The sequence below is a fragment of the Acinetobacter ursingii DSM 16037 = CIP 107286 genome (genome assembly GCF_000368825.1).
In the GTDB taxonomy this organism is placed as follows: Bacteria; Pseudomonadota; Gammaproteobacteria; order Pseudomonadales; family Moraxellaceae; genus Acinetobacter; species Acinetobacter ursingii.
Genome location: NZ_KB849716.1, coordinates 181,482 through 202,018 on the forward strand (window position 1 = coordinate 181,482; position 20,537 = coordinate 202,018).

Below are 20,537 nucleotides of genomic sequence, written 5' to 3' on the forward strand. Positions count from 1 at the left end.
GTGAATGATCATGAACTTATTAGATACCGCAAAAAGTCGCTATACCACCAAAGCTTATGATCCATCAAAAAAAATACCGAGCGAACAGTTTGAGCGTTTATTGGAAGTTCTACGCCTAACCCCATCTTCAGTCAATATTCAACCTTGGCATTTTTTAATTGCTGAAAGCACAGAAGCGAAGCAACGTGTTGCTAAGGCCATGACTGGACGCTATGCCTATACTGCTCCCAAAGTTTTGGATTCATCCCACACAATTGTATTCTGCACCCGCATTGATGCAACACCTGAACATTTAGAACAACTGCTTGAGCAGGATGATCTCAACGGTCGTTTTAAAGATGAAAAAGCCAAACAAGGACAGCGTGAAACACGTGCAGGTTATGTCGATTTTTATCGTAACGAACAAAAAAATCTGTTTGGCTGGATGGAAAATCAAACTTTTATTGCTCTCGGCCAGTTACTCCTCGCAGCGGGACTCGAAGGCATTGATGCCACACCAATGGGTGGTTTTGATGAAGATGTGCTAAATGAAGAGTTTGGCTTAACAGAAAAAGGCTTTCGTGCTTCAGTGGTCGTTGCCTTAGGTTATAGAAGTGAAACAGACTTTAATGCCAAATTACCCAAATCACGTTTAAGTGATGAAGTCATTTTTACTCAGCTTTAATATTTTATAATTCCGTCATCATTGGCTTAATAAATGCTGATGATGACATTTAATAAAGCATAATAATGAAATATCATCTTGAAATTATTAAATAATCATCCCAATTCTACTTTTTTTTGTGCTCATTTATTTAATTATAACCAACCCTCCATATACACTACAAAATAATGGATTTTTTTGATGGGTACAATGATTGTTTACTTCATTTATTGTATTATCGTCGCGCCGATTGCTTTTTTGATTTCCGTTATTTTAAATCATTATTATATTTTAAACTTATTGACGATCTTAATCAGTGCTTTCGTTGTGGCTACGCCCTTTTATTTATTTATCAACTTCTTGTATGCAGCAAGCATTCCAAATCCATGGTGGAAAATGTATAGTCATTTTTCCACCATTTTAATGACTATTAGACTTCTTTCATAATTGTTTGTACCCTCTTTATTTTTCTCCCATAGGGAGAAATAAAAAGGACTTATGAAAGAAGTCTATTGTTCCTGCATTTTCTACTGAATTTTTTTGAAATAGTTTGCAAGAAAAATATGAGATTTTTACATTGCTTGCGCCAAACAAACCACACCAGCAATTCCTAAAACCAAACCGAGCACTGTCATCCAGTTTGTTTTTTCTCTAAATAGAATCATGCCACTCAAAATACCAAATACCACAACTAAAATATTCATGCCAGCAAAAACAATCGCAGGAGAATCTTTCAACAACATATGTGCTTTAACATATAGCGCAATATTACTAAAGTTTAAAATACCTAAGACCAAACCAGCCATTATATTCTTGGTCAACCATGGCTGTTTTAAGATAAAACCCACATAAATAAATGAAAATATAAATGATGTAATAAAAATTAAATTTAACGTGACTGAAAACTGTAGACCTAAACTACTGGTATATTTAAGCAGAATATCGACCAGTGCATAACCTAACCATACACCGATTAAAGCCATGATCGATTTATGATAATGACTGGAATTTTGGTTTTTCCCTTTTGCCAAAATAATACTTAGAACTGCGGCTAAACCTAAACCAATACCCACAATTTTTAAGGTATTAAAATTTTCATGAAAAATAAAATAAGCCGCCAATAAAGACCATACCACGGATAAACGCTGTGCCAGTTCTGTTTTTATGATCCCTGCAAATTGTAGAGATTTTGCCAAACATAAAAATATACTGGGTAAAATTAAACCTAAGATAATAATTAACCACCACGGCGTATGCTGTAAAGATAAATGACTCAGATCAGGCTTAAACCAGAAAAAGCAAAGTAGACTTGCACTGAGGTAGTTCCAGACAATCATCTGAATCGGCTCAAATCCTTTTTCTTTGAGCCATTTCAGTAAAATAGAAACAGAGACACTACATAATGCTGATAATGCAATTAATTCCATCTTGCTCTCGCGTGGTTTTTATCTTTTTTGTGGATAAAAGAAAAGCCCACGTATGGGCTTTTTCCAGAATCGAATCATTAAACGATCAGTTATTTATAACGATCGACCATGACTTCCAAAGAAATTGGACGAATCTTATCGGCATTACCCGCTGTACCAAATGCTTCGTAACGATCGATACAAATTTGTTTCATTGCATCAACTGTTTTAGCGAAATATTTACGCGGATCAAATTCGGCTGGATTTTCCGCCATAAAGCGACGAATTGCACCAGTCGAAGCTAAACGTAAATCGGTATCAATATTGATCTTACGTACACCGTGCTTGATTGCTTCTACAAGCTGATCAACTGGTACACCATAAGTTTCCCCGATATTACCACCGTATTCATTAATGATTTTTAACCATTCCTGAGGTACAGAGCTAGAACCATGCATCACCAAATGTGTATTTGGTAGTGCAGCATGGATTTCTTTAATACGATCAATCGCAAGAATATCGCCTGTCGGTGGACGAGTAAACTTGTATGCACCGTGTGAAGTCCCCACTGCAATTGCTAGAGCATCGACATTGGTATCTGCAACAAATTGTGTTGCTTCTTCAACAGAAGTTAAAAGCTGAGAATGATCAAGGACACCTTCCGCCCCCACACCATCTTCTTCACCAGCCAAACCAGTCTCAAGACTACCTAAACAGCCGATTTCACCTTCTACGGATACACCACAAGCATGTGCCATTTGTACCACACGGCGAGTGACATCGACGTTGTAGTCATAATCCATTGGGGTTTTACCATCTGAACCCAATGAACCGTCCATCATCACCGAGCTAAAGCCCAACTGAATAGAACGTTGGCAGACATCTGGGCTTGTACCATGATCCTGATGCATCACCACTGGAATGTGTGGCCATTCTTCAACTGCTGCCAAAATAAGATGACGCAAGAATGGTGCACCTGCGTATTTACGCGCACCTGCCGAAGCTTGCACAATAACAGGTGAATTGGTTGCATCCGCGGCCAACATGATTGCGCGCATTTGTTCTAAGTTGTTTACGTTAAACGCTGGTACGCCATAGGTATGTTCTGCGGCGTGATCCAAGAGCTGGCGCAATGAAATAAGTGCCATAATATCCTCCCAGGTAGTGCGACATATTCTACCTTGTCATTTGTTTCAAATCAGCAACAAATCACAGGATTTCAAAAAAAATCCCTGCATAGGCAGGGACTTTTAACAAAAGCCTACATAACTTAGTGTGCTTTGTCTTGTTTTTGTTCAACAGCGGCTGCTTCTTCAGTTGCTGGTGTTGCAGCATCCGCAGGAGCATTAGCAACAGATTAAGGAATATCTGTATTTTTTTCATCCATCACAGGTTTGTCGAGTGCATCAATAGCCGCTTGTTGTTCTGGAGTGACTTTTTCTTCAACAGGTGCAGCTTGACCTTCATGCGATGCAGGTGCATCATTTTTTTTAGCACAAGCCGTTAAAGTTAAAGGGATAACAACGATTGCAGCTAAAATTAATTTCAATTTCATCATGTTTTCTCACAACTGATTACTAATCGCGTTTAGTTTATTGCAACTTTGTGACAGTTATATGAATCTAAAATGAAAAAACAGGCCGATATAAATCGACCTGTTTCAAATTTATGACAGTAAATCTATATGTGCTTAAGCACGTTCAAGCAAGACAGCGACTGCGGGCAAGGTTTTACCTTCAACAAATTCAAGGAAAGCGCCACCACCTGTGGAGATATAACCAATTTTATCTGCAACTTCATACTTATCAATTGCAGCCAAAGTATCACCACCACCTGCGATAGAGAATCCTTCAGATTCAGCAATTGCCAATGACAGTGTTTTGGTTCCTTCGCCAAACTGATCGACTTCAAATACGCCCACTGGACCATTCCAAAGAATGGTTTTAGCCGTTTTTAAGATTTCAGCAAAGGCTTTCGCCGTTTCAGGACCAACATCTAAAATCATGTCATTGTCTGCAATATCTTCAACCTTCTTCACAACGGCTTTTGCTTTTGCTAATGAGCCGAGGAAGTCAGCAAAATCAATTTCTGCTACATCAGCAACCACCACATCCGTTGGAAGTGGAACAGATACTTTGGCTGCGATTGCTTTGGCTGTATCGATTAGATCATTTTCACACAATGATTTGCCCACATTGAAACCAGCGGCTGCCAAGAAGGTATTGGCAATCCCACCACCGACAATCAATTGACCGCAAATATCAGAAAGTGAAGTTAAAACATCCAGTTTTGTGGAAACTTTAGAACCTGCAACAATCGCAACCATTGGCTTTTCAGGAGTTTGAAGTGCGCGACCCAAAGCATCTAATTCAGCTGCAAGTAAAGGCCCTGCCGCAGCTACTTTTGCGTAACGTGCTGCACCTTCGGTTGAGGCTTCTGCACGGTGTGCAGTACCGAATGCATCCATCACAAACACATCACAAAGCGCAGCGTATTTTTGTGCCAATTCTGCGTTGTTTTTCTTTTCGCCGTGGTTAAAACGTACATTTTCAAGTAAAACCACCTGACCCGCGTCGACGTCAACGCCATCTAGATAGTCTGTATAGAGTTTTACTTCTTGACCCAATGCTTTGCTTAAATATGCTGCAACGGGGGCAAGAGATTGTTCTGGTTTTGGCTCACCTTCCACTGGACGGCCTAAATGAGAGAACACCATGACCGCAGCGCCTTTTTCTAAAGCAGCCTGAATCGTTGGTAATGCAGCACGTAAACGTGCATCGCTGGTAATTTCCCCATTTTTGACAGGCACGTTTAAATCTTCACGAATAAGGACACGTTTGCCTGCTAAATCTAGGTCAGTCATGCGCTGAAAATTCATGTATTGCTCTCTTTATAGATTTAAAAACGCGCCAATTTTAAATGATTGCACTAAAAAAAGTTAGTTTTTTTGTAGAAAAGCTGTAGAAAGATAAACTTTTGATTATGATAGGTTCAGTTGTTTTTATGACGAAGGCCTATGTCTATTCATCCAGATCCAAAAATTAATCGCTTGAATGTTTTGGGCGAACCACTTGCAAGCTGTTGTTTTGATCCGATAACAGGATATTTTCGTAATGGTTTTTGCCATACTGCGGTGAGTGATCTTGGGCAACATACCGTGTGTGCAGAAATGACTTCAGAGTTTTTAAGTTACTCACAAAAAGTGGGCAATGATCTGACTACGCCACTTCCAGAAGTGGATTTTCCTGGGGTGAAGCCCGGTGATTTTTGGTGTATTTGTGTGACCCGCTGGGTCGAAGCCTATCAGGCAGGTTTTGCACCGCCGATTAAGTTACAGGCATGTCATCAATCAGTTTTAAGCTATGTGCCTTTAGATGTGCTGATGGAATACGCGGTTTAATGAGTCATTCTGAACTTATATTGGCCTCTGGTAGCCAAACACGTAAAGCGCTAATGGATCGGCTAGGTCTTGTTTATCGCTGTATTTCACCAGATATTGATGAATCAGCAAAAGGCGAAACACATGCCGATGCGCTTGCACGACGTTTGTCTTTTGAAAAGGCTAAAGTGATTGCAGAACAATATCCAGATGCGATTGTGATAGGTTCAGATCAGGTCGCTTGGCGAAGCCATACACCACAGGATTTTATAGGCAAACCCTTAACTACTGAAAATGCCATTACACAGCTTATGGCAAACTCTGGTCAAAGCCTATGTTTTAGTACTGGACTTAGTATTCAGCATTTACACAGTGGTTTTGAAAAAACGCTGGATGAACATTATCAGGTTAAATTTCGTGAGCTTACACTGGATGAAATTCAGCGTTATGTCGCGATTGAACAACCTTTACAATGTGCAGGAAGTTTTCGCTGCGAAGGTTTGGGCATTAGTTTATTTGAGTCAATGTCGGGCAATGATCAAACGACACTGATGGGACTGCCTTTAATCCAGCTATGCTATTATTTGAGGCAATTAAATATTGTGATTCCATAACTTTAACTAAAATGGGAACGAATCATGAAAAAAATATTTTTAGCTGCATCATTTGCTGATGTTTCATCACATTTAGCTGTCTTTTTAAATGAGTCATTACAGGATAGATCTGTCGCATTTATTGCAACAGCATCTTTAGTCGAAGACTATCGTGGATACGTTGAAAATGACAGACTTGCCTTCAAAAACTTAGGTTTAAATATTAACGAACTTGATATAAGTCATTCTACATTTGAATCAATGAAGACCATATTGTCAGAAAGTGACTACATTTTTATCTCTGGAGGCAATACATTTTATTTGTTGCAAGAGCTGAGACGTACGGGTGCAGATCAGCTTATCTCTGATTGGATTAATCGAGGAAAACCCTATATTGGAAGTTCGGCGGGGAGTATTGTTTTAGCCCCAGATATTGATTATATCCAGTTGATGGATGATATAAAAAAAGCACCACAACTTAGTGATACACAAGGTTTGAATTTAATCGATTTCTATCCGCTTCCTCATTTCAACAATGACCCTTTTATTGAGATTGCGCATCAAATTTACACCAACTATTTCTCACAATTAAGCTTAAAACCAATAGATAACGATCAATTTATTATCGTTGACGAACAATAAATACTTTAAAAAATTGATATCTGTTTACCCACTCAATCTTGCATCATCTTGTAACTTGATAACGATTATTGAACAATATACAAAATATTTTGGTTTTTGTGTTATGTCCAAATCTCTTGATGTCTTAGGCGGAATTACCGCAGAACAATTTTTAACTGAATACTGGCAAAAAAAACCATTACTGGTTCGTAATGCTATGCCAGAAATTATCCATATTCTTGAGCCTGATGATGTTAAAGAACTGGCTTTAGAAGAAACCGTTTCTGCGCGTCTACTCAAGCAAAAAGATAAAGATCCAAATCAATGGACTGTCAAATCTTCTCCATTGATCAAAGGTGATTTTCAGAAGATGCCAAAACTGTGGACTTTATTGGTTCAGGCGGTCGATCACTATTCTTTTGATCTGGCAGAACTCTGGAACAAGTTTCCATTTATCCCCCAATGGCGACGTGATGACATTATGGTGTCTTATGCCCCGAAAGGCGGTTCTGTAGGTCAACATTTTGACTTTTATGATGTTTTTCTAGTTCAAGGTTATGGTCATCGTCGTTGGCAACTCGGGCAAATGTGTGATGCCTCAACTGAGTTTGTACCAAATCAGCCGTTAAAACTCCTTCCAGAGATGGACATTGATTTTGATGAGGTGTTGGCTCCAGGCGATTTACTCTATGTGCCGCCCGGTTTGTCACATTACGGTGTCGCAGAAGATGATTGTTTAACCTTTTCCTTTGGCTTTCGTATGCCAAATATCGCGACCATGATGGATCGTGTCAGCGACAAATTTGCCGATAATAGTTTATTAAAAAATCCATTATTGGATATTGTTCGCGATCAAAGCTCTGCTATTGGAGAAATTACGGCAAATGAGCTGGCTTATCTCAAAGCCAAAGTACTGGAGCAATTACAACATTCCAGTGACTTTGAACATGCGCTGATGTCGCTGATGTCTGAACCTAAATATCCAGACAATATTCCAGAAGCAGATGAAATTGAAGCCGATGATTTGCTTGAAATTCTGGATAATGGATATGAGCTGCGACTGGAACCCGCTTCACGCCTTTTATATACAGAAGAAGATGGACAATTATTATTTTGGGCAAATGGTGAAGAATGCTGTATTTCAGAAGTCTTTGAACAAAGCTTAAAACGATTGGCCGACGGTGAAATTTTGAATTTTGATCAATCCTTGAATCAACAAGAGATACTTGAGGATGTTACCCAGTTACTCAATGACTCGGTTTTAATGTTGCTGCCACCCGAAGAAGAAACAGAATAAGTTGTTTTTTGAGCTGGGAGTTTAGAATAATTCTCAGCTCTAACAATTCGTTACTTGAGCTTAAGCTGGCTTGTTGGCTAATTTAGATGACAATAAAAAAGGAATATTGTTTTAATGGCCAATCTCACCCAAAGTATTCGACATAAGTTTTTAAATACTTTTTTTTCACGGCATTCAGTCTGGTTCCTGTGCATCATTGTTGCCATCAGCATTAGTTGGTTTCGCATCTCTTATGCACCTCATTATATTTATTATTTTGTTTCTGATACTTTTCTAAATGGATTATGGCTCATTACAGGTTTACTCAGCCTGCTGGGTCTTTATGATGTTTTACAAAATAAACATTCTATTCTAAGAAACTACCCGATCATGGGGCACTTTCGGTTTTTCTTTGAAGATTTTCGTCCTGAAATTCGCCAGTATTTTATTGAATCGGATCAGGATGCCCTACCTTTCTCTCGGATGCAACGCAGTTTAGTGTATCAACGCGCCAAAAATGAAAATGCTGACAAACCTTTTGGTTCTATCATCAATGTCTATCAAGATGATTATCGCTTCATGGTACATTCAATCACCCCATGTGAACCTGCTGATCCTAAGACATTTCGGATTGAAATTGGTAATCACCAATGCACACAGCCTTATAGCGCATCGATCATGAATATTTCAGCCATGAGCTTTGGTAGCTTGAGTGCCAATGCGATCCGTGCGCTGAATAAAGGTGCAAAAATGGGAAATTTTTATCATGACACGGGCGAAGGTAGTTTAAGTCCTTATCATTTGGAAAATGGCGGCGATATCGTCTGGGAAATTGCCAGTGGTTATTTTGGTTGCCGCACACTGGATGGAAAGTTTGATCCTGAAAAATTTAAAAAACAGGCAGCACTTCCGCAAATCAAAATGATTGAAATCAAACTTTCGCAAGGCGCTAAACCAGGACACGGCGGAATCTTGCCGAAAAATAAAATCACTGAGGAAATTGCTGAAATTCGAGGAGTTCCGCGCGACCGCGATTGTATTTCTCCACCAAAGCATTCTGCGTTTAATACGCCAATCGAGATGATGCATTTTATTCAGCAATTACGTGAACTATCAGGCGGAAAACCTGTCGGTTTTAAACTGTGTATTGGTCAGCCATGGCAATTTATGGGCATTGTCAAAGCCATGCTTGCTACCCAAATTATTCCAGATTTTATCGTGGTGGATGGCTCTGAAGGTGGTACGGGGGCTGCGCCTGTCGAATTTAGTGATTTCATCGGAACACCGCTGCGCGAAGGCTTACAGTTTGTACATAACACTTTAATTGGAGCAGGCTTAAGAGATCAGATTAAATTAGGTGCCAGTGGTAAGATTATTAGTGCTTTTGATATTGCCAGTACCTTTGCATTGGGTGCAGATTGGGTCAATTCTGCACGTGGCTTTATGTTTGCAGTAGGTTGTATTCAAGCGCAAAGTTGTCATACCAATCAATGTCCAGTTGGTGTCGCGACCCAAGATAAAGACCGCCAAAAAGCGATTGATGTTCCAACCAAAGCCGATCGTGTATTTCATTTCCAAAAAAATACACTGCATGCACTCTCTGAAATGATTGCAGCAGCAGGTTTGCAGCATCCTTCGGAAATTAAGGCACATCATTTGGCACAACGTTTGAATGATCGTGAAATTAAGAACTACGCGCAATTGCACTTTTTCTTTAAAGGCGGTGAGCTTTTAGACTGCCATGAAAAAGATGATGAAAACTTTTATTATCGGATGTGGAACATGGCCATGGCTGAACGATTTTAATGTTTAGCTGATTAAATATTAGACTTCTTTCATAAGTCCCTTTTATTTCTCCTTATGGGAGAAAATAAAGAGGCTTTAAACAATGAGGAAAAGAAGTCTATTTAACCACCCTGATTAAAAGCCTTAATTAAAAACCCAAGAAGATGACTCTCTTGGGTTTTATTTTTACAAGTATCAATGAATTAGTTATTCATCGCCTAAATCATCCAGAAAATCGACTGTAGGAACGAAGAATAGTGTTCCCGTTTGCGCAGTACTAAAATCCAGTAAACGATCTAAATGCCCTTCAGCGTTGCCTTGAAACATATGCTCTAACATTTGACGAGTCGTACTAAATTTATTGGCATAACCAATAAAGTAAGTTCCATATTCACCCTTACTTGGATTAGAAAATGGCATATTAGCGCGCATAATTTTCAGTTCATTGCCTTCATCATCATAGGCTTTGCTGACATTATTATGTGCTGTACCCGGTTTTACATCATCGCCCAGTTCAACATCATTAAACTTTTTACGACCAATCACTTTTTCCTGTTCTTCATCACTTAGGCTTCGCCATTTATCCATGTCATGCACATATTTTTGGACAAAAGCATAGCTTCCACCCGTAAATAATGGATCTTCTGTAGCTACCAGTGCATATTCAGCCGCAATTTCAGGCTCAGGATTTTCAGTACCATCTACAAATCCAATAATGGCACGACCATCAAAATAACGGAAACCGTGAACTTCATCGACAGGATGAGTTAAATCTTTGAGTTGCTCATGAATAATGCTGGCAAGCTCATAACACAAGGCCTGACGATCAGCGCGAATATGAAAAAATAAATCGCCGGGCGTTGAAACAGCCGTATATTTGGGCCCTTTAATTTCTTTAAAAGTGGTTAATTCGTGTGGTTTAGGCTGACCCGCAAATAACATGTCCCATGCGTTAGAGCTAAAGCCTAAAACAGCATTAAAGTTATCATCAGGATAACGTGCTCTTAAACTACGCGTCAGTGCTGAAAAATTTGCAGCAAAATCGATTACTTTTTCTTTTACACCATCTGTTAAAGATAGCCCCAATACAATAAATAAAGCATTTTCACCTGGACGACTGGTAACAGGCTGAACTCGAGTCAATGTCATAAACCTCTGCCTTGTCTGAGCATTTTGTTCTTCTACTAATTTAACATATTGTATATAAAAGTATAAAAAAGCTTGCAGCTACTTCGTTTAAAATATTTCGCCTGCGCAAAATACAAACAAAAACACGCATAGCTTTAAAGTTATACGTGTTTGATAGATTCAGGTAACTTATGCTTTGCCATATTGTTTTTTTAGATATTTCACAATTTGAGCGGATTCAAACAATTTAACCCCTGTATTGGGATCAACCAAATAAGGCACTTGCATCTTTCCTTGCATTTCGGATAGCATTTTTTCACGCTTGCCACCCGCCAAAGGCTCATATTTACCGGGTTTTAAACGTAAGACCGCAGGTCCCATATCTTGCCAGCGTTCCTTTGGTACATTATGTAAAATGTAAGGAATTTCTAACTCTGTCAACGTCGCACGAACAATACGTGAGTATGGACTCGCTTCAAAACTCCATAACTCAAGCAATTGTTCAGGTGCAGCACGATCAACGATCTTCTTATCCACCCAGACTCCACGTGCCATGTTTAGAAGTGTTCCTGCAAACTCAGGCACAGGGATTTTTGGATAATGGCTATATTTCGCTGGCGTTTTTCCAGTTTTCCCATAATATTTAAAAAGATGATGAATAATGTCCTGAGACTCAAAAAGCTGATCTCCTGTATTTTCATCAATCAGAAAAGGAAATTGTAATTTTCCTCCCTTTTCTTTCACAATTTGACGGTACTTTTGTCCACCTTTGGGACAAGGATAAATTTCGACATCAAGATTCAATAAGGTAATCGCTTCTCGAACACGACGGCAAAATGGTGACCCTTCAAACTCATACAATTTAAGTGGTTTTGCAGGCTGAATTGGAAATGGCGTACCACTAACTCCACGACCGCCCTCTACCAGACTTGATGCAAGCGATTGCAAGACTTTTATTTGATGAATCACCATAAAGGTATCCTATTATTATAAATTGACGAGTTGCTCTGTAGCGACCACGATGCCATTGTTATCTGCATAAATAAAGTCGCCAGACTTAAATGTTACGCCACCAAAATAAAGATTTACATCAACTTCGCCTATGCCTTTGCGGTTACTTTTTTGTGGAATTGCAGCCAATGCATGTACGCCCAAATCCAGCTCAGCAATCGCATCAACATCACGTACACAGCCATAAATGACCACACCGTTCCAGTGATTTTTTACCGCTGACTCAGCAATCATATCGCCCATCAAAGCACAGCGCATCGACGCACCGCCATCCACCACCAGCACTTTTCCTGTTCCATCCGTTGCCAGCAACTCTTTAACACGTGAATTATCTTCAAAACATTTTACTGTCACAATTTGACCACCAAATGTTTTACGTGCTCCGTAACTCTTAAAAAAACGTCCATCCAGTGAAGGGGTTACAACCTGAATGTCTTTATCAGGATGATCATCAAGTAAATCACAGGTTACGAAAGGCACTAGACTCATGTTGTTCTCCATTATGAAGTAGTTTGTATGGCTAAATTATCATAAATTTTAAAGCTTTCCATTTGTGTATTTGCAGCGATGATCATGATATGCGCCAATTGCTCCGCAGTCACAGGCTTATACATCAATGGTTTTTTAATGGTGTCTTTAAGCAGCAAAAATATCTTCTCTGCTGCACCTTCAAGGAGTCTTTGCTCATCTCGCTCACCAATCAATAAAGAAGGATGAAAGATTGAAAGTTTGTTGAGTGTGAGTGTCTTCAAATAATCTTCAAGCAGCCCTTTGACCCGATTATAAAAGAATATTGAAGATGAATTTGCACCCATCGCACTCACCAAAAGCAAATGTGTTTCTTTATCTTGCAGTAAATCTGCAAAATGTGCATTGATTTCATAATCAATCGCATAAAATTTTTGTTTAGAGCCTGCTTTTTTAATGGTCGATCCCAAACAACTAAAAGCATGTGTATAGCCACTGACATCCTGATCATTGAGTAACAAAAAGTCTTCGAGTACAAACTGACTGACTTTGGAAAATACTTTAAATTCATCTAACTCTTTTCGCACTACTACAGTGACAGATTCAAACTCTGACGCTGCTTGTAATTGTTTTACCAATGCTTTTCCGACCAATCCAGTCGCACCAATCACCAATGCTTTTTTGTTCATATTTGTCATATTTTAACCAGCCTACTTATTTTCGCTTTAATTTAGCCTGTTCCTGAAAATTTATCACCATCAAAAACGTTGCAAAAACGTCTCAAGACTTGACTTAGCCGCACCAATTCATCAAAATATGGCACTTGTTTACGGGCTGGTGATAGTTTTAACTATAACCAGTGAAACTTCAGCCCGCCCAGACCAATCAAATTTCAAGGAGTGCAAGAGTGGCAAACTCTGCTCAGGCAAAAAAACGTGCGCGTCAAAACGTTAAAGCGCGTAAACACAACGCAAGCTTGCGTTCTATGGTTCGTACTTACATCAAACGTACTGTAAGTGCAATCGCATCTGGTGATTATGCTGTTGCTACAGAAGCTTATAAAAAAGCTGTTCCTGTCATCGACCGTATGGCTGATAAAGGCATCATCCACAAAAACAAAGCTGCTCGTCATAAGAGCCGTTTAAACGCTCAAGTTAAAGCATTAGCTTCTAACTAAGCAGCAAATAAAGAAAGCCCTACTGGGCTTTTTTTATTGCCATGAAAATAATAAATTTAAAGCTCATTCTTTCTTTTATATGCGTAATCCCCATTTAGACAAAGCCAAAGGTTTACTCATCTTTCTGGTAGTATTGGGTCACTGCTTAGAACGTTTCATTGGCTGGATTGATCCAAATAGCGCATTACTTGCATTTATCTACAGTTTCCACATGCCTGCTTTTATTTTTGTCTCAGGCTTATTGTTTAAAAATCATAAATTATTTGAAAAAATCTTATTTTTTGCTGTGCTCGCAGTGTTGTTTCAAATTCTTTATTTTTGCTTTGAATCCTTTTGGCAACACACTCAAAACTGGCTAAGTTGGCTGATCAAACCATATTGGATTTTGTGGTATCTATGGGGGATGGTAGCTTGGAGTCTGATCACACCGTTACTCATGAAAACGCATTATCCTTTGCTTATTGCCATTTTTGCAAGTTTAGGTATCGGGCTATCTCCATTCAATAATTACCTGTTTTCCATCGGACGGATTTTTGTGTTCCTGCCATTTTTTGTGGCTGGCGCGCTTTATGGTAAATCTTTTTTACACTACATACAAAATACCAAGTATTCACTCTGGATTGCGGCTGCAAGCATAATAATATCAATCACTTTGCTGGCTTTACTCAGACCCAATCCTTACTGGTTATATGGAAGTTTGTCTTATCAACAGTTACAAGTAGAGGCTGTTCACGGAGTTTTAACGCGCTTATGGCTATTAATGATCGCAAGTTGCGGAATAATTGCTTCACTTGCGTATGCATCCAAATTCCCAGATATTTTGAGGGGCATGGGTGAAAATACTCTAGCCATTTACTTACTGCATGGTTTTTTTATCATTATCTTAACAAAATTGATCACATTCACATCAATGAATTGGATGCTCAATCTGGCATTTTGTTTATTCATCAGCATCTTACTTTGCGTCATTTTAAAAGCGAGATTTTTATCCAGATCGATTCAATACATTGCGATGCATATCACCCAGTTTTTACTGAAACTCATGCAATATTTTTATAAGCGGTTTCTATAAACGCTGATTTGGCTGAATAAAATCACTGACATTCAACTGATCTACTTCGCCACGCCAAATCCATTTCAATTGACTATTGAGAAAGTCATCACCCTCAAACCAAACAAATAAACCTTCCATCATTGCAGGCCAATCTTCTTTATCAATCTGACTACGACCCGAAATTACCGCAACAATCGCAGCAATAATCGTGTCGTGACTTACCGCCAGACTTAAACCATTTGAAGCATTTGGATGAGTATTATAAATCAGCTCTAGTACATCAAATACACCCGTAATTGGATGCTTCATCCCCGGTAAGGCATTATTGACAAAACTATTAATAAACCCTAGCGCGCCTTGTTCTCGAAAATAAGGCGCAGCTTTTTTTATATCCAGTACAAAACTACCCGGTTCAACCAATAAGCCTTGCTCAACAATCTCAATGGTATGGGTATTACTGGTGGGAGTCACCCGATCAGCTCCCTCAATCATCAAAGCAGCAGTATCAATACAGCGCTGAATAGGGCTTGAAATACAGTGATGAATCATTCGACCTGTATTTTGTATCAAACAGGCACCCCACTCCTCTGCCAATACCCGACCAGATTCAGTAAGTTGTAAATCATAACCTGCCAAGCCTTGTCCATTGACAATTTCACGAATCGAATGCCGAGTAAAAAGTGTCACAGGAACATTGCCATCAGGCAATAAATCAATCGCCTGTAGCATACTGGGAGGTAATAGCTTAAGTGCCATATATCATCTTATGTTGTCATTTTCATTACCTGCTCACTATAACATGCAGGCTAAAACTCTCAATCTGTAATCTGCACATGCTTTAGCGCATTTAATGCTAAATCTTTTATTTCTGGAGTGGTAAATGCTAAAAAGCCTGCATTGAGCACCGTATCACGCTGGTTATATTCAAATGGCCGCCCATGTAATGAGACTAAACCACCACCAATACTTTCCAGTAAACCCTGACCTGCACTGGTATCCCACTCCGAAGTCGGATGAAATCTTGGATACAGGTCAATCTCACCTTCAAGCATCATACAAAATTTATAAGCGCTGCCTGCTTCACGACGAATTACGGCATGATTCTGTTGCTCAATAAACCCAATAAACTGCTGATACTTTGGATTTTTACTGCTATGACTTAAACCGATTTGTAAGGTCTGAGATAGAGAACTTTTGGCATTTTGATAACGCCACCATTGTCCATGATTAAACTGATATTTATACGGGAGATTATCGAGATAACCCAAATACATTTGTTGTTCACAAGGCACGACAATGACCGAAAAAATGGTTTTCGAGTTTTCAATTAAACTTAAATTAATGGTAAATTCGTCGCGCTTATGGATAAACTCTTTGGTCCCATCCAAAGGATCAAGCATCCAGCAGGTTGACCATTCGTGTCGAGCAACATTATCACTTTCTTCGGATAACACAGGATATACAGGCTGAACTTGAGCTAAGGCTTGCATTAAAAAAAGATTGACCCTTAAATCTGCCTGTGTCACAGGAGATTGGTCACTTTTCTGATGAATATTAAACTCGCTTCCTGTGGTATAACTTTGGTATTCTTGAAACAGAATTTGACTCGCTTGCTGCAACACAGGTAACAATTGCATAATTAATGCATCTTGTGGCGCATGAGTTTTAATAAACATAGATTATCCTGTTATGCCAAATTGTAATTCTTCAACTTTAGCTATTGTCCTATTTGATATGGACGGCACGCTACTCGACTTAAGTTTTGATGACTTTATCTGGAATCAATGTCTGCCTGAACGTCATGCACAAGTTCATCAATGTACCTTGCAACAAAGTCACGAGACCTTATCTGAGTTTTACCAACAGCACAAGCATACATTATCTTGGTATTCATCAGACTATTGGACAGCAAAAGTCGGCGTAGATGTCCTGAAATTACAACAGGAATTTCAACACAAGATTCAACCGAGACCAGGTTGTTTTGAACTTTTGCAACAGCTTCAGGATCAAGGTTATCGCTGTTGGCTGGTCACCAATGCCGATCAAGCGAGTTTAAAGCTTAAACTTGAAAATGTTGCACTTCGCCCTTATTTTGAAATCATGGTCAGTAGCCAGCAATTGGGCCATGCCAAAGAAGATATTGGCTTTTGGCAGGCTTTGCAACAATTGCACCCGTTTGATCCAGCTCAGGTGATTCTGGTCGATGACACAGCACAGGTGCTCCAAGGTGCCAAACAATTTGGAATCGAACAACTGATTACGATTACACAACCTTCCAGTTTAAAACCTGCGCGAGATTCGTCCAGTTTAGACTATCCTGCCATCCATCATTTAATGGAATTAATTTCTTTTTTACCTCAATCTCAAGTTAAGGATATTGATGTCAAAACAGCTTGAACAACATGCCAATGACTCAATGCGAGTCGATAAATGGCTTTGGGCCGCACGTTTTTTTAAAACTCGCTCGATTGCCAAAGCCGCCATTGAAGGTGGTAAAGTCCACCATGACAGTGAACGCGTCAAAGTTTCTAAAGAAATCCGTGTCGGAATGGAACTTACCATCATGCAAGGATTTGAAAAGAAAACCGTGGTGATTAAAGCACTCTCAGCAACGCGTGGTCCTGCGCCTGTGGCTCAATTATTATATGAAGAAACAGAGGTCAGTTTAGCGCGTCGGGAGTTGATTGCAGCACAAAGAAAATTGCATAATCTAGCGCGACCTGATCATCGTCCATCCAAAAAAGATCGTCGACAAATCAGCAAGTTTAAACAAGAAAATGATCAACAATTTGACCAGTCATGGTCTTATCATGATGATTAATTGAATGGCTTTTTATACACGTCATATTATGTCGTACTGACATCATCTTGACATGGAATATTAAAAATAAATCTGTCACTATACACAGGTGGAACGAGGTTAAAATTCGATACATCCACTTTGAATGATAGTGATATTACACAGTTTTGAGGTTGTGAGATGGATGATAATAAAAGCAAGGCTTTAAACGCGGCCTTGAGCCAGATTGAAAAACAATTTGGTAAAAATACAGTGATGCGCTTAGGTGACAACACGGTACAAGCAGTTGAAGCGGTGTCCACAGGCTCACTGACACTGGATATTGCACTCGGTATTGGTGGTTTGCCAAAAGGCCGTATTGTTGAGATTTATGGCCCTGAATCATCAGGTAAAACCACAATGACCTTACAAGCCATTGCTCAATGTCAAAAAGCGGGCGGTACGTGCGCGTTTATCGATGCTGAACATGCACTCGATCCACAATATGCACGTAAGCTTGGCGTAGACATCGACAATCTATTGGTTTCACAGCCTGACCATGGTGAACAGGCACTTGAAATTGCGGACATGCTAGTGCGCTCAGGGGCAATTGATCTGATTGTTGTCGACTCTGTTGCGGCACTGACTCCTCGCGCTGAAATTGAAGGCGAAATGGGCGATTCACACATGGGCTTACAAGCTCGTCTTATGAGTCAGGCATTGCGTAAAATCACGGGTAATGCCAAACGCTCAAACTGTATGGTGATCTTCATTAACCAGATTCGTATGAAGATTGGCGTCATGTTCGGTAGTCCAGAAACCACGACTGGTGGTAATGCACTTAAGTTCTATGCATCGGTACGTTTAGATATTCGTCGTGTTGGACAGGTCAAAGAAGGTGACGAGATTGTTGGTTCTGAAACCAAAGTCAAAGTTGTCAAAAACAAAATGGCGCCTCCATTTAAAGAAGCACTTTTCCAAATCCTTTATGGCAAAGGCACCAATCAACTGGGTGAAGTCGTGGATTTAGCGGTGCAACAGGAAATCGTGCAAAAAGCAGGTGCATGGTATTCTTATCTAGGCAACAAAATTGGTCAGGGTAAAAATAACGTGATTCGTTATTTTGAAGAAAATCCAGCGATTGCGCAGGAAATTGAAAAACAGATTCGCGATCAATTACTGACCAGCACGCCAGTTGCAAATAGCACTGAAGTTGAAGAAGAAGAACCTGACTTTTTAGAAAGCTAATTCAGCTATCATCAAACGCCCTGCGGGGCGTTTTTCATTTGGAATGACCTGATGTATTCAAATTCAGATGATCAAGCAAATAAACCGCTTCTTACAGGCACACGTTTGCGTTCTTACGCTTTTGCACTGCTAACACGTAAGGAATATGCAAAGGCAGAGTTGATCGAAAAACTCAGTCTTTATGCGCAGGATCGTGATGAAGTTCTAGCCTTGGTTGAGGAGCTATCAGAACGGCAATACCAGAGCGATCAACGTGTGGCTGAAATGGTGTTGTCTAGCCAAATACGCAAAGGCAAAGGCCCAAATCGAATTAAACAGGCACTCAAGCACAAACAACTGGATAGCAATTTAATTTTAGAAGATATTCAGGACGTTGATTGGTTTGAGCAGGCTTATCAGCTAAAAGTTAAGAAATTTGGAATTCAGATAGAAAAAGATCCGAAACAAAAAGCCAAACAAATTCGGTTTTTGAAATATCGCGGTTTTGATATGAATGTGATTATGAAAGCGATTAGTCGAACGAGTGAAGAAGAGTAACTGGTGGTAACCCTACTAGCAAAACCTCGGCACATCATAGATCTGCTACCGTTGCTACCTTCCGGTCCTGGCGGGGTTCACAGAGTACAATTGCGAAGCCACCAGCAGGGCTACCATTGCAAGAACAGAGTATAGAGATTTTTAAATGTGTTGCAAGTGCTATCTCAAATTTTCCTGCGGTTTTCGTTTCAATTGACTAAATCATCAACAAATTTAAGGATTTGTTTATTTTTCATCTTTCTATGTGGCTATAAAAGCATTCTTTTCAAACTCAAAGCCAATACCATTTCATGGCTTTATTTCTTGAGTGAAATTAATTTTGTCAAACAGCATCAAAAATGAAAATGCTAAAATATTGTAATTACTTATTGCAATTCTATGGCGGGGTGTTTTTAATGGCATTTGCTTTCAATTTGTTTTTTATGACTGAATGAATAAAAAACAACTGCTTGACGTTCTATTTAAAATTATGGATTGTGGCTTATGCTAAAAAAGCATTCTTTATTCGCGATTACCCTACTTTGTGGTTCTTCTATTTACGCTAATGTTCCGATTGAATCCCGTGGATTAAGCCAATCTAACTCTGGATCAACGTCAGTTGTAAATGATCAATCTGTCGCGACCAATCTTAACTGGCAGTTGATGCAAAAAAATCAACAACTTGAAAATGATATCCGTACATTGCGCGGACAACTGGAAGAACAAGCTCATTCGATTGATCAGCTAAAAAAAGATTTGGCTAACCGTTATACTGATCTGGATCAACGTCTGGAGCTACTCCATCAAAAAGTAGATCCGGATAGTGCCGCAACTGATGAAAATGCAACAACTGACGCAAATGGCGCCGCACCAGTAGCCAGTGAGAATACACAAGCTTCTATAAATGCAAATCCGCAACAAACACCTGTCGCACCAGTGGCTCAAACGAATCAGCAGCCTGCTCCTGCTACAAGTTCAACGAGTAATACAAATTCAGCATCGTCAGAAAATAAAGACTCAACAGAATTAGACAAAGCAGCATATACCGTTGCGCTTGATGCCTATAAACAAGGCGGTGCAAAAAAAGCAATTGCACCAATGGAAAACTTTATTAAGAATCATCCAAATAGTATCTACACACCAAATGCCTATTTTTGGCTGGCTGAATTTCATTTAGCAACTGATCCTGTCAATTATGCTCAAGCCAAAAAGAATTATCAGATTGTCGCTGATAAATATCCAACATCAAGCAAAGCACCGCGTTCTTTATATCAGTTATATAGCATTGCCAAAGATGTAGATCACAAAGCTGCTGTAGCTACACAATACAAAAACAAACTACTTGCCAGCTATCCACAATCTGAAGAAGCCGGTTTTGTTAAAAAATAGCATCCGTTAAAAACGAAAAAGACACATTTCAAATGTGTCTTTTTTATTTCTATAAGATACTTAA

Annotated in this window: 23 protein-coding genes and 1 other RNA gene; 13 read left to right on the top strand and 11 right to left on the bottom strand. The window is 39.4% G+C overall.

Annotated elements, in window-relative coordinates:
- Window positions 1-10 precede the first annotated feature (10 nt).
- Window positions 11-664, top strand: coding sequence for an oxygen-insensitive NAD(P)H nitroreductase (gene nfsB / locus F944_RS05540; protein WP_004987936.1), 654 nt, complete (start codon window positions 11-13; stop codon window positions 662-664).
- A 551-nt stretch (window positions 665-1,215) separates the two neighbouring features.
- Here the strand turns inward: nfsB and F944_RS05550 are convergent.
- The 4 genes from F944_RS05550 to F944_RS05565 all read right to left on the bottom strand — a co-directional run bounded on the left by F944_RS05550 (window position 1,216) and on the right by F944_RS05565 (window position 4,927).
- Window positions 1,216-2,070 carry an EamA family transporter gene (locus F944_RS05550; RefSeq protein ID WP_004987940.1) on the bottom strand — a complete coding sequence of 285 codons (855 nt, stop codon included), beginning with the start codon at window positions 2,068-2,070 and terminating at the stop codon, window positions 1,216-1,218.
- An 89-nt stretch (window positions 2,071-2,159) separates the two neighbouring features.
- Entirely contained in the window at window positions 2,160-3,197 is a 1,038-nt protein-coding gene (gene fba, locus F944_RS05555) for a class II fructose-bisphosphate aldolase (RefSeq protein ID WP_004987944.1), read from the bottom strand.
- A gap of 209 nt (window positions 3,198-3,406) precedes the next feature.
- Entirely contained in the window at window positions 3,407-3,604 is a 198-nt protein-coding gene (locus tag F944_RS05560) for a hypothetical protein (protein WP_010588640.1), read from the bottom strand.
- Between the two features lie 135 nt (window positions 3,605-3,739).
- Window positions 3,740-4,927 carry a phosphoglycerate kinase gene (locus F944_RS05565; RefSeq protein WP_004987957.1) on the bottom strand — a complete coding sequence of 396 codons (1,188 nt, stop codon included), beginning with the start codon at window positions 4,925-4,927 and terminating at the stop codon, window positions 3,740-3,742.
- 138 nt (window positions 4,928-5,065) lie between these two features.
- Between F944_RS05565 and F944_RS05570 the strand changes: the two genes are divergently transcribed.
- The 5 genes from F944_RS05570 (at window position 5,066) to F944_RS05590 (ending at window position 9,724) form a co-directional block, all read left to right on the top strand.
- A complete protein-coding gene (locus F944_RS05570; protein WP_004987958.1) occupies window positions 5,066-5,449 on the top strand; it encodes a DUF2237 family protein in 384 nt (127 codons plus the stop codon).
- The gene (locus F944_RS05575; RefSeq protein WP_004987960.1) at window positions 5,449-6,042 is read left to right on the top strand and encodes a Maf family protein; all 594 of its coding nucleotides are present in this window, start codon (window positions 5,449-5,451) and stop codon (window positions 6,040-6,042) included. Before F944_RS05570 ends, F944_RS05575 begins: the two co-directional genes overlap by 1 nt.
- Window positions 6,043-6,066: 24 nt before the next feature.
- Window positions 6,067-6,663, top strand: a complete 597-nt coding sequence (locus tag F944_RS05580; RefSeq protein WP_004987962.1) for a Type 1 glutamine amidotransferase-like domain-containing protein — start codon at window positions 6,067-6,069, stop codon at window positions 6,661-6,663.
- 103 nt (window positions 6,664-6,766) lie between these two features.
- Entirely contained in the window at window positions 6,767-7,939 is a 1,173-nt protein-coding gene (locus tag F944_RS05585; protein ID WP_004987967.1) for a ribosomal protein uL16 3-hydroxylase, read from the top strand.
- Between the two features lie 114 nt (window positions 7,940-8,053).
- A complete protein-coding gene (locus tag F944_RS05590) occupies window positions 8,054-9,724 on the top strand; it encodes an FMN-binding glutamate synthase family protein (RefSeq protein WP_004987969.1) in 1,671 nt (556 codons plus the stop codon).
- Between the two features lie 186 nt (window positions 9,725-9,910).
- On the opposite strand, the gene F944_RS05595 is transcribed toward F944_RS05590, so the two are convergent.
- The 4 genes from F944_RS05595 to F944_RS05610 all read right to left on the bottom strand — a co-directional run bounded on the left by F944_RS05595 (window position 9,911) and on the right by F944_RS05610 (window position 13,008).
- Window positions 9,911-10,852 carry a Dyp-type peroxidase gene (locus F944_RS05595; protein ID WP_004987972.1) on the bottom strand — a complete coding sequence of 314 codons (942 nt, stop codon included), beginning with the start codon at window positions 10,850-10,852 and terminating at the stop codon, window positions 9,911-9,913.
- Window positions 10,853-11,020: 168 nt separating this feature from the next.
- Window positions 11,021-11,803, bottom strand: coding sequence for a glutathione S-transferase N-terminal domain-containing protein (locus F944_RS05600; protein WP_004987973.1), 783 nt, complete (start codon window positions 11,801-11,803; stop codon window positions 11,021-11,023).
- A gap of 15 nt (window positions 11,804-11,818) precedes the next feature.
- Entirely contained in the window at window positions 11,819-12,331 is a 513-nt protein-coding gene (gene rraA / locus F944_RS05605; RefSeq protein ID WP_004987975.1) for a ribonuclease E activity regulator RraA, read from the bottom strand.
- A gap of 11 nt (window positions 12,332-12,342) precedes the next feature.
- Window positions 12,343-13,008, bottom strand: coding sequence for a Rossmann-fold NAD(P)-binding domain-containing protein (locus tag F944_RS05610; RefSeq protein ID WP_004987977.1), 666 nt, complete (start codon window positions 13,006-13,008; stop codon window positions 12,343-12,345).
- A 209-nt stretch (window positions 13,009-13,217) separates the two neighbouring features.
- Here F944_RS05610 and rpsT point away from each other — a divergent pair, with 209 nt between their 5' ends.
- Both rpsT and F944_RS05620 read left to right on the top strand, forming a co-directional pair.
- Window positions 13,218-13,487 carry a 30S ribosomal protein S20 gene (gene rpsT / locus F944_RS05615; RefSeq protein ID WP_004987979.1) on the top strand — a complete coding sequence of 90 codons (270 nt, stop codon included), beginning with the start codon at window positions 13,218-13,220 and terminating at the stop codon, window positions 13,485-13,487.
- Window positions 13,488-13,566: 79 nt separating this feature from the next.
- Window positions 13,567-14,559, top strand: a complete 993-nt coding sequence (locus F944_RS05620) for an acyltransferase family protein (RefSeq protein ID WP_004987984.1) — start codon at window positions 13,567-13,569, stop codon at window positions 14,557-14,559.
- Here F944_RS05620 and F944_RS05625 read toward each other — a convergent pair.
- The gene (locus tag F944_RS05625; protein ID WP_004987994.1) at window positions 14,554-15,297 is read right to left on the bottom strand and encodes a histidine phosphatase family protein; all 744 of its coding nucleotides are present in this window, start codon (window positions 15,295-15,297) and stop codon (window positions 14,554-14,556) included. The two genes, F944_RS05620 and F944_RS05625, sit on opposite strands and share 6 nt — an antisense overlap.
- Window positions 15,298-15,356: 59 nt before the next feature.
- Entirely contained in the window at window positions 15,357-16,217 is an 861-nt protein-coding gene (locus F944_RS05630) for a 3'(2'),5'-bisphosphate nucleotidase CysQ family protein (RefSeq protein WP_004987995.1), read from the bottom strand.
- A 13-nt stretch (window positions 16,218-16,230) separates the two neighbouring features.
- On the opposite strand from F944_RS05630, the gene F944_RS05635 reads away from it, so the two are divergent.
- From F944_RS05635 to F944_RS05650, 4 genes are all read left to right on the top strand, one after another.
- Window positions 16,231-16,938: an HAD-IA family hydrolase gene (locus F944_RS05635; protein WP_004987996.1), complete on the top strand. Its 708-nt coding sequence runs from the start codon at window positions 16,231-16,233 to the stop codon at window positions 16,936-16,938.
- On the top strand, window positions 16,922-17,362 hold the full coding sequence (locus F944_RS05640) for an RNA-binding S4 domain-containing protein (RefSeq protein WP_004987998.1): 441 nt from the start codon (window positions 16,922-16,924) through the stop codon (window positions 17,360-17,362). Before F944_RS05635 ends, F944_RS05640 begins: the two co-directional genes overlap by 17 nt.
- 159 nt (window positions 17,363-17,521) lie before the next feature.
- Complete coding sequence (gene recA / locus F944_RS05645) at window positions 17,522-18,568, top strand: recombinase RecA (RefSeq protein WP_004988000.1); 1,047 nt, start codon at window positions 17,522-17,524, stop codon at window positions 18,566-18,568.
- Between the two features lie 51 nt (window positions 18,569-18,619).
- Entirely contained in the window at window positions 18,620-19,105 is a 486-nt protein-coding gene (locus F944_RS05650) for a regulatory protein RecX (protein ID WP_004988001.1), read from the top strand.
- Between the two features lie 10 nt (window positions 19,106-19,115).
- Here F944_RS05650 and ffs read toward each other — a convergent pair.
- Window positions 19,116-19,212: signal recognition particle sRNA small type (ffs, locus tag F944_RS16705), an RNA gene on the bottom strand.
- Between the two features lie 376 nt (window positions 19,213-19,588).
- Between ffs and F944_RS05655 the strand changes: the two genes are divergently transcribed.
- Window positions 19,589-20,473 carry a YbgF trimerization domain-containing protein gene (locus tag F944_RS05655; RefSeq protein ID WP_004988002.1) on the top strand — a complete coding sequence of 295 codons (885 nt, stop codon included), beginning with the start codon at window positions 19,589-19,591 and terminating at the stop codon, window positions 20,471-20,473.
- Window positions 20,474-20,537: the final 64 nt, after the last annotated feature.

What these genes read in the sequence shown, in the direction of transcription:
- nfsB (WP_004987936.1), top strand. Translation starts at nt 11, where the DNA reads ATGAACTTATTAGATACCGCAAAAAGTCGCTATACCACCAAAGCTTAT.
- F944_RS05550 (WP_004987940.1), bottom strand. Translation starts at nt 2,070, where the DNA reads ATGGAATTAATTGCATTATCAGCATTATGTAGTGTCTCTGTTTCTATT.
- fba (WP_004987944.1), bottom strand. Translation starts at nt 3,197, where the DNA reads ATGGCACTTATTTCATTGCGCCAGCTCTTGGATCACGCCGCAGAACAT.
- F944_RS05560 (WP_010588640.1), bottom strand. Translation starts at nt 3,604, where the DNA reads ATGAAATTGAAATTAATTTTAGCTGCAATCGTTGTTATCCCTTTAACT.
- F944_RS05565 (WP_004987957.1), bottom strand. Translation starts at nt 4,927, where the DNA reads ATGAATTTTCAGCGCATGACTGACCTAGATTTAGCAGGCAAACGTGTC.
- F944_RS05570 (WP_004987958.1), top strand. Translation starts at nt 5,066, where the DNA reads ATGTCTATTCATCCAGATCCAAAAATTAATCGCTTGAATGTTTTGGGC.
- F944_RS05575 (WP_004987960.1), top strand. Translation starts at nt 5,449, where the DNA reads ATGAGTCATTCTGAACTTATATTGGCCTCTGGTAGCCAAACACGTAAA.
- F944_RS05580 (WP_004987962.1), top strand. Translation starts at nt 6,067, where the DNA reads ATGAAAAAAATATTTTTAGCTGCATCATTTGCTGATGTTTCATCACAT.
- F944_RS05585 (WP_004987967.1), top strand. Translation starts at nt 6,767, where the DNA reads ATGTCCAAATCTCTTGATGTCTTAGGCGGAATTACCGCAGAACAATTT.
- F944_RS05590 (WP_004987969.1), top strand. Translation starts at nt 8,054, where the DNA reads ATGGCCAATCTCACCCAAAGTATTCGACATAAGTTTTTAAATACTTTT.
- F944_RS05595 (WP_004987972.1), bottom strand. Translation starts at nt 10,852, where the DNA reads ATGACATTGACTCGAGTTCAGCCTGTTACCAGTCGTCCAGGTGAAAAT.
- F944_RS05600 (WP_004987973.1), bottom strand. Translation starts at nt 11,803, where the DNA reads ATGGTGATTCATCAAATAAAAGTCTTGCAATCGCTTGCATCAAGTCTG.
- rraA (WP_004987975.1), bottom strand. Translation starts at nt 12,331, where the DNA reads ATGAGTCTAGTGCCTTTCGTAACCTGTGATTTACTTGATGATCATCCT.
- F944_RS05610 (WP_004987977.1), bottom strand. Translation starts at nt 13,008, where the DNA reads ATGACAAATATGAACAAAAAAGCATTGGTGATTGGTGCGACTGGATTG.
- F944_RS05620 (WP_004987984.1), top strand. Translation starts at nt 13,567, where the DNA reads ATGCGTAATCCCCATTTAGACAAAGCCAAAGGTTTACTCATCTTTCTG.
- F944_RS05625 (WP_004987994.1), bottom strand. Translation starts at nt 15,297, where the DNA reads ATGGCACTTAAGCTATTACCTCCCAGTATGCTACAGGCGATTGATTTA.
- F944_RS05630 (WP_004987995.1), bottom strand. Translation starts at nt 16,217, where the DNA reads ATGTTTATTAAAACTCATGCGCCACAAGATGCATTAATTATGCAATTG.
- F944_RS05635 (WP_004987996.1), top strand. Translation starts at nt 16,231, where the DNA reads ATGCCAAATTGTAATTCTTCAACTTTAGCTATTGTCCTATTTGATATG.
- F944_RS05640 (WP_004987998.1), top strand. Translation starts at nt 16,922, where the DNA reads ATGTCAAAACAGCTTGAACAACATGCCAATGACTCAATGCGAGTCGAT.
- recA (WP_004988000.1), top strand. Translation starts at nt 17,522, where the DNA reads ATGGATGATAATAAAAGCAAGGCTTTAAACGCGGCCTTGAGCCAGATT.
- F944_RS05650 (WP_004988001.1), top strand. Translation starts at nt 18,620, where the DNA reads ATGTATTCAAATTCAGATGATCAAGCAAATAAACCGCTTCTTACAGGC.
- F944_RS05655 (WP_004988002.1), top strand. Translation starts at nt 19,589, where the DNA reads ATGCTAAAAAAGCATTCTTTATTCGCGATTACCCTACTTTGTGGTTCT.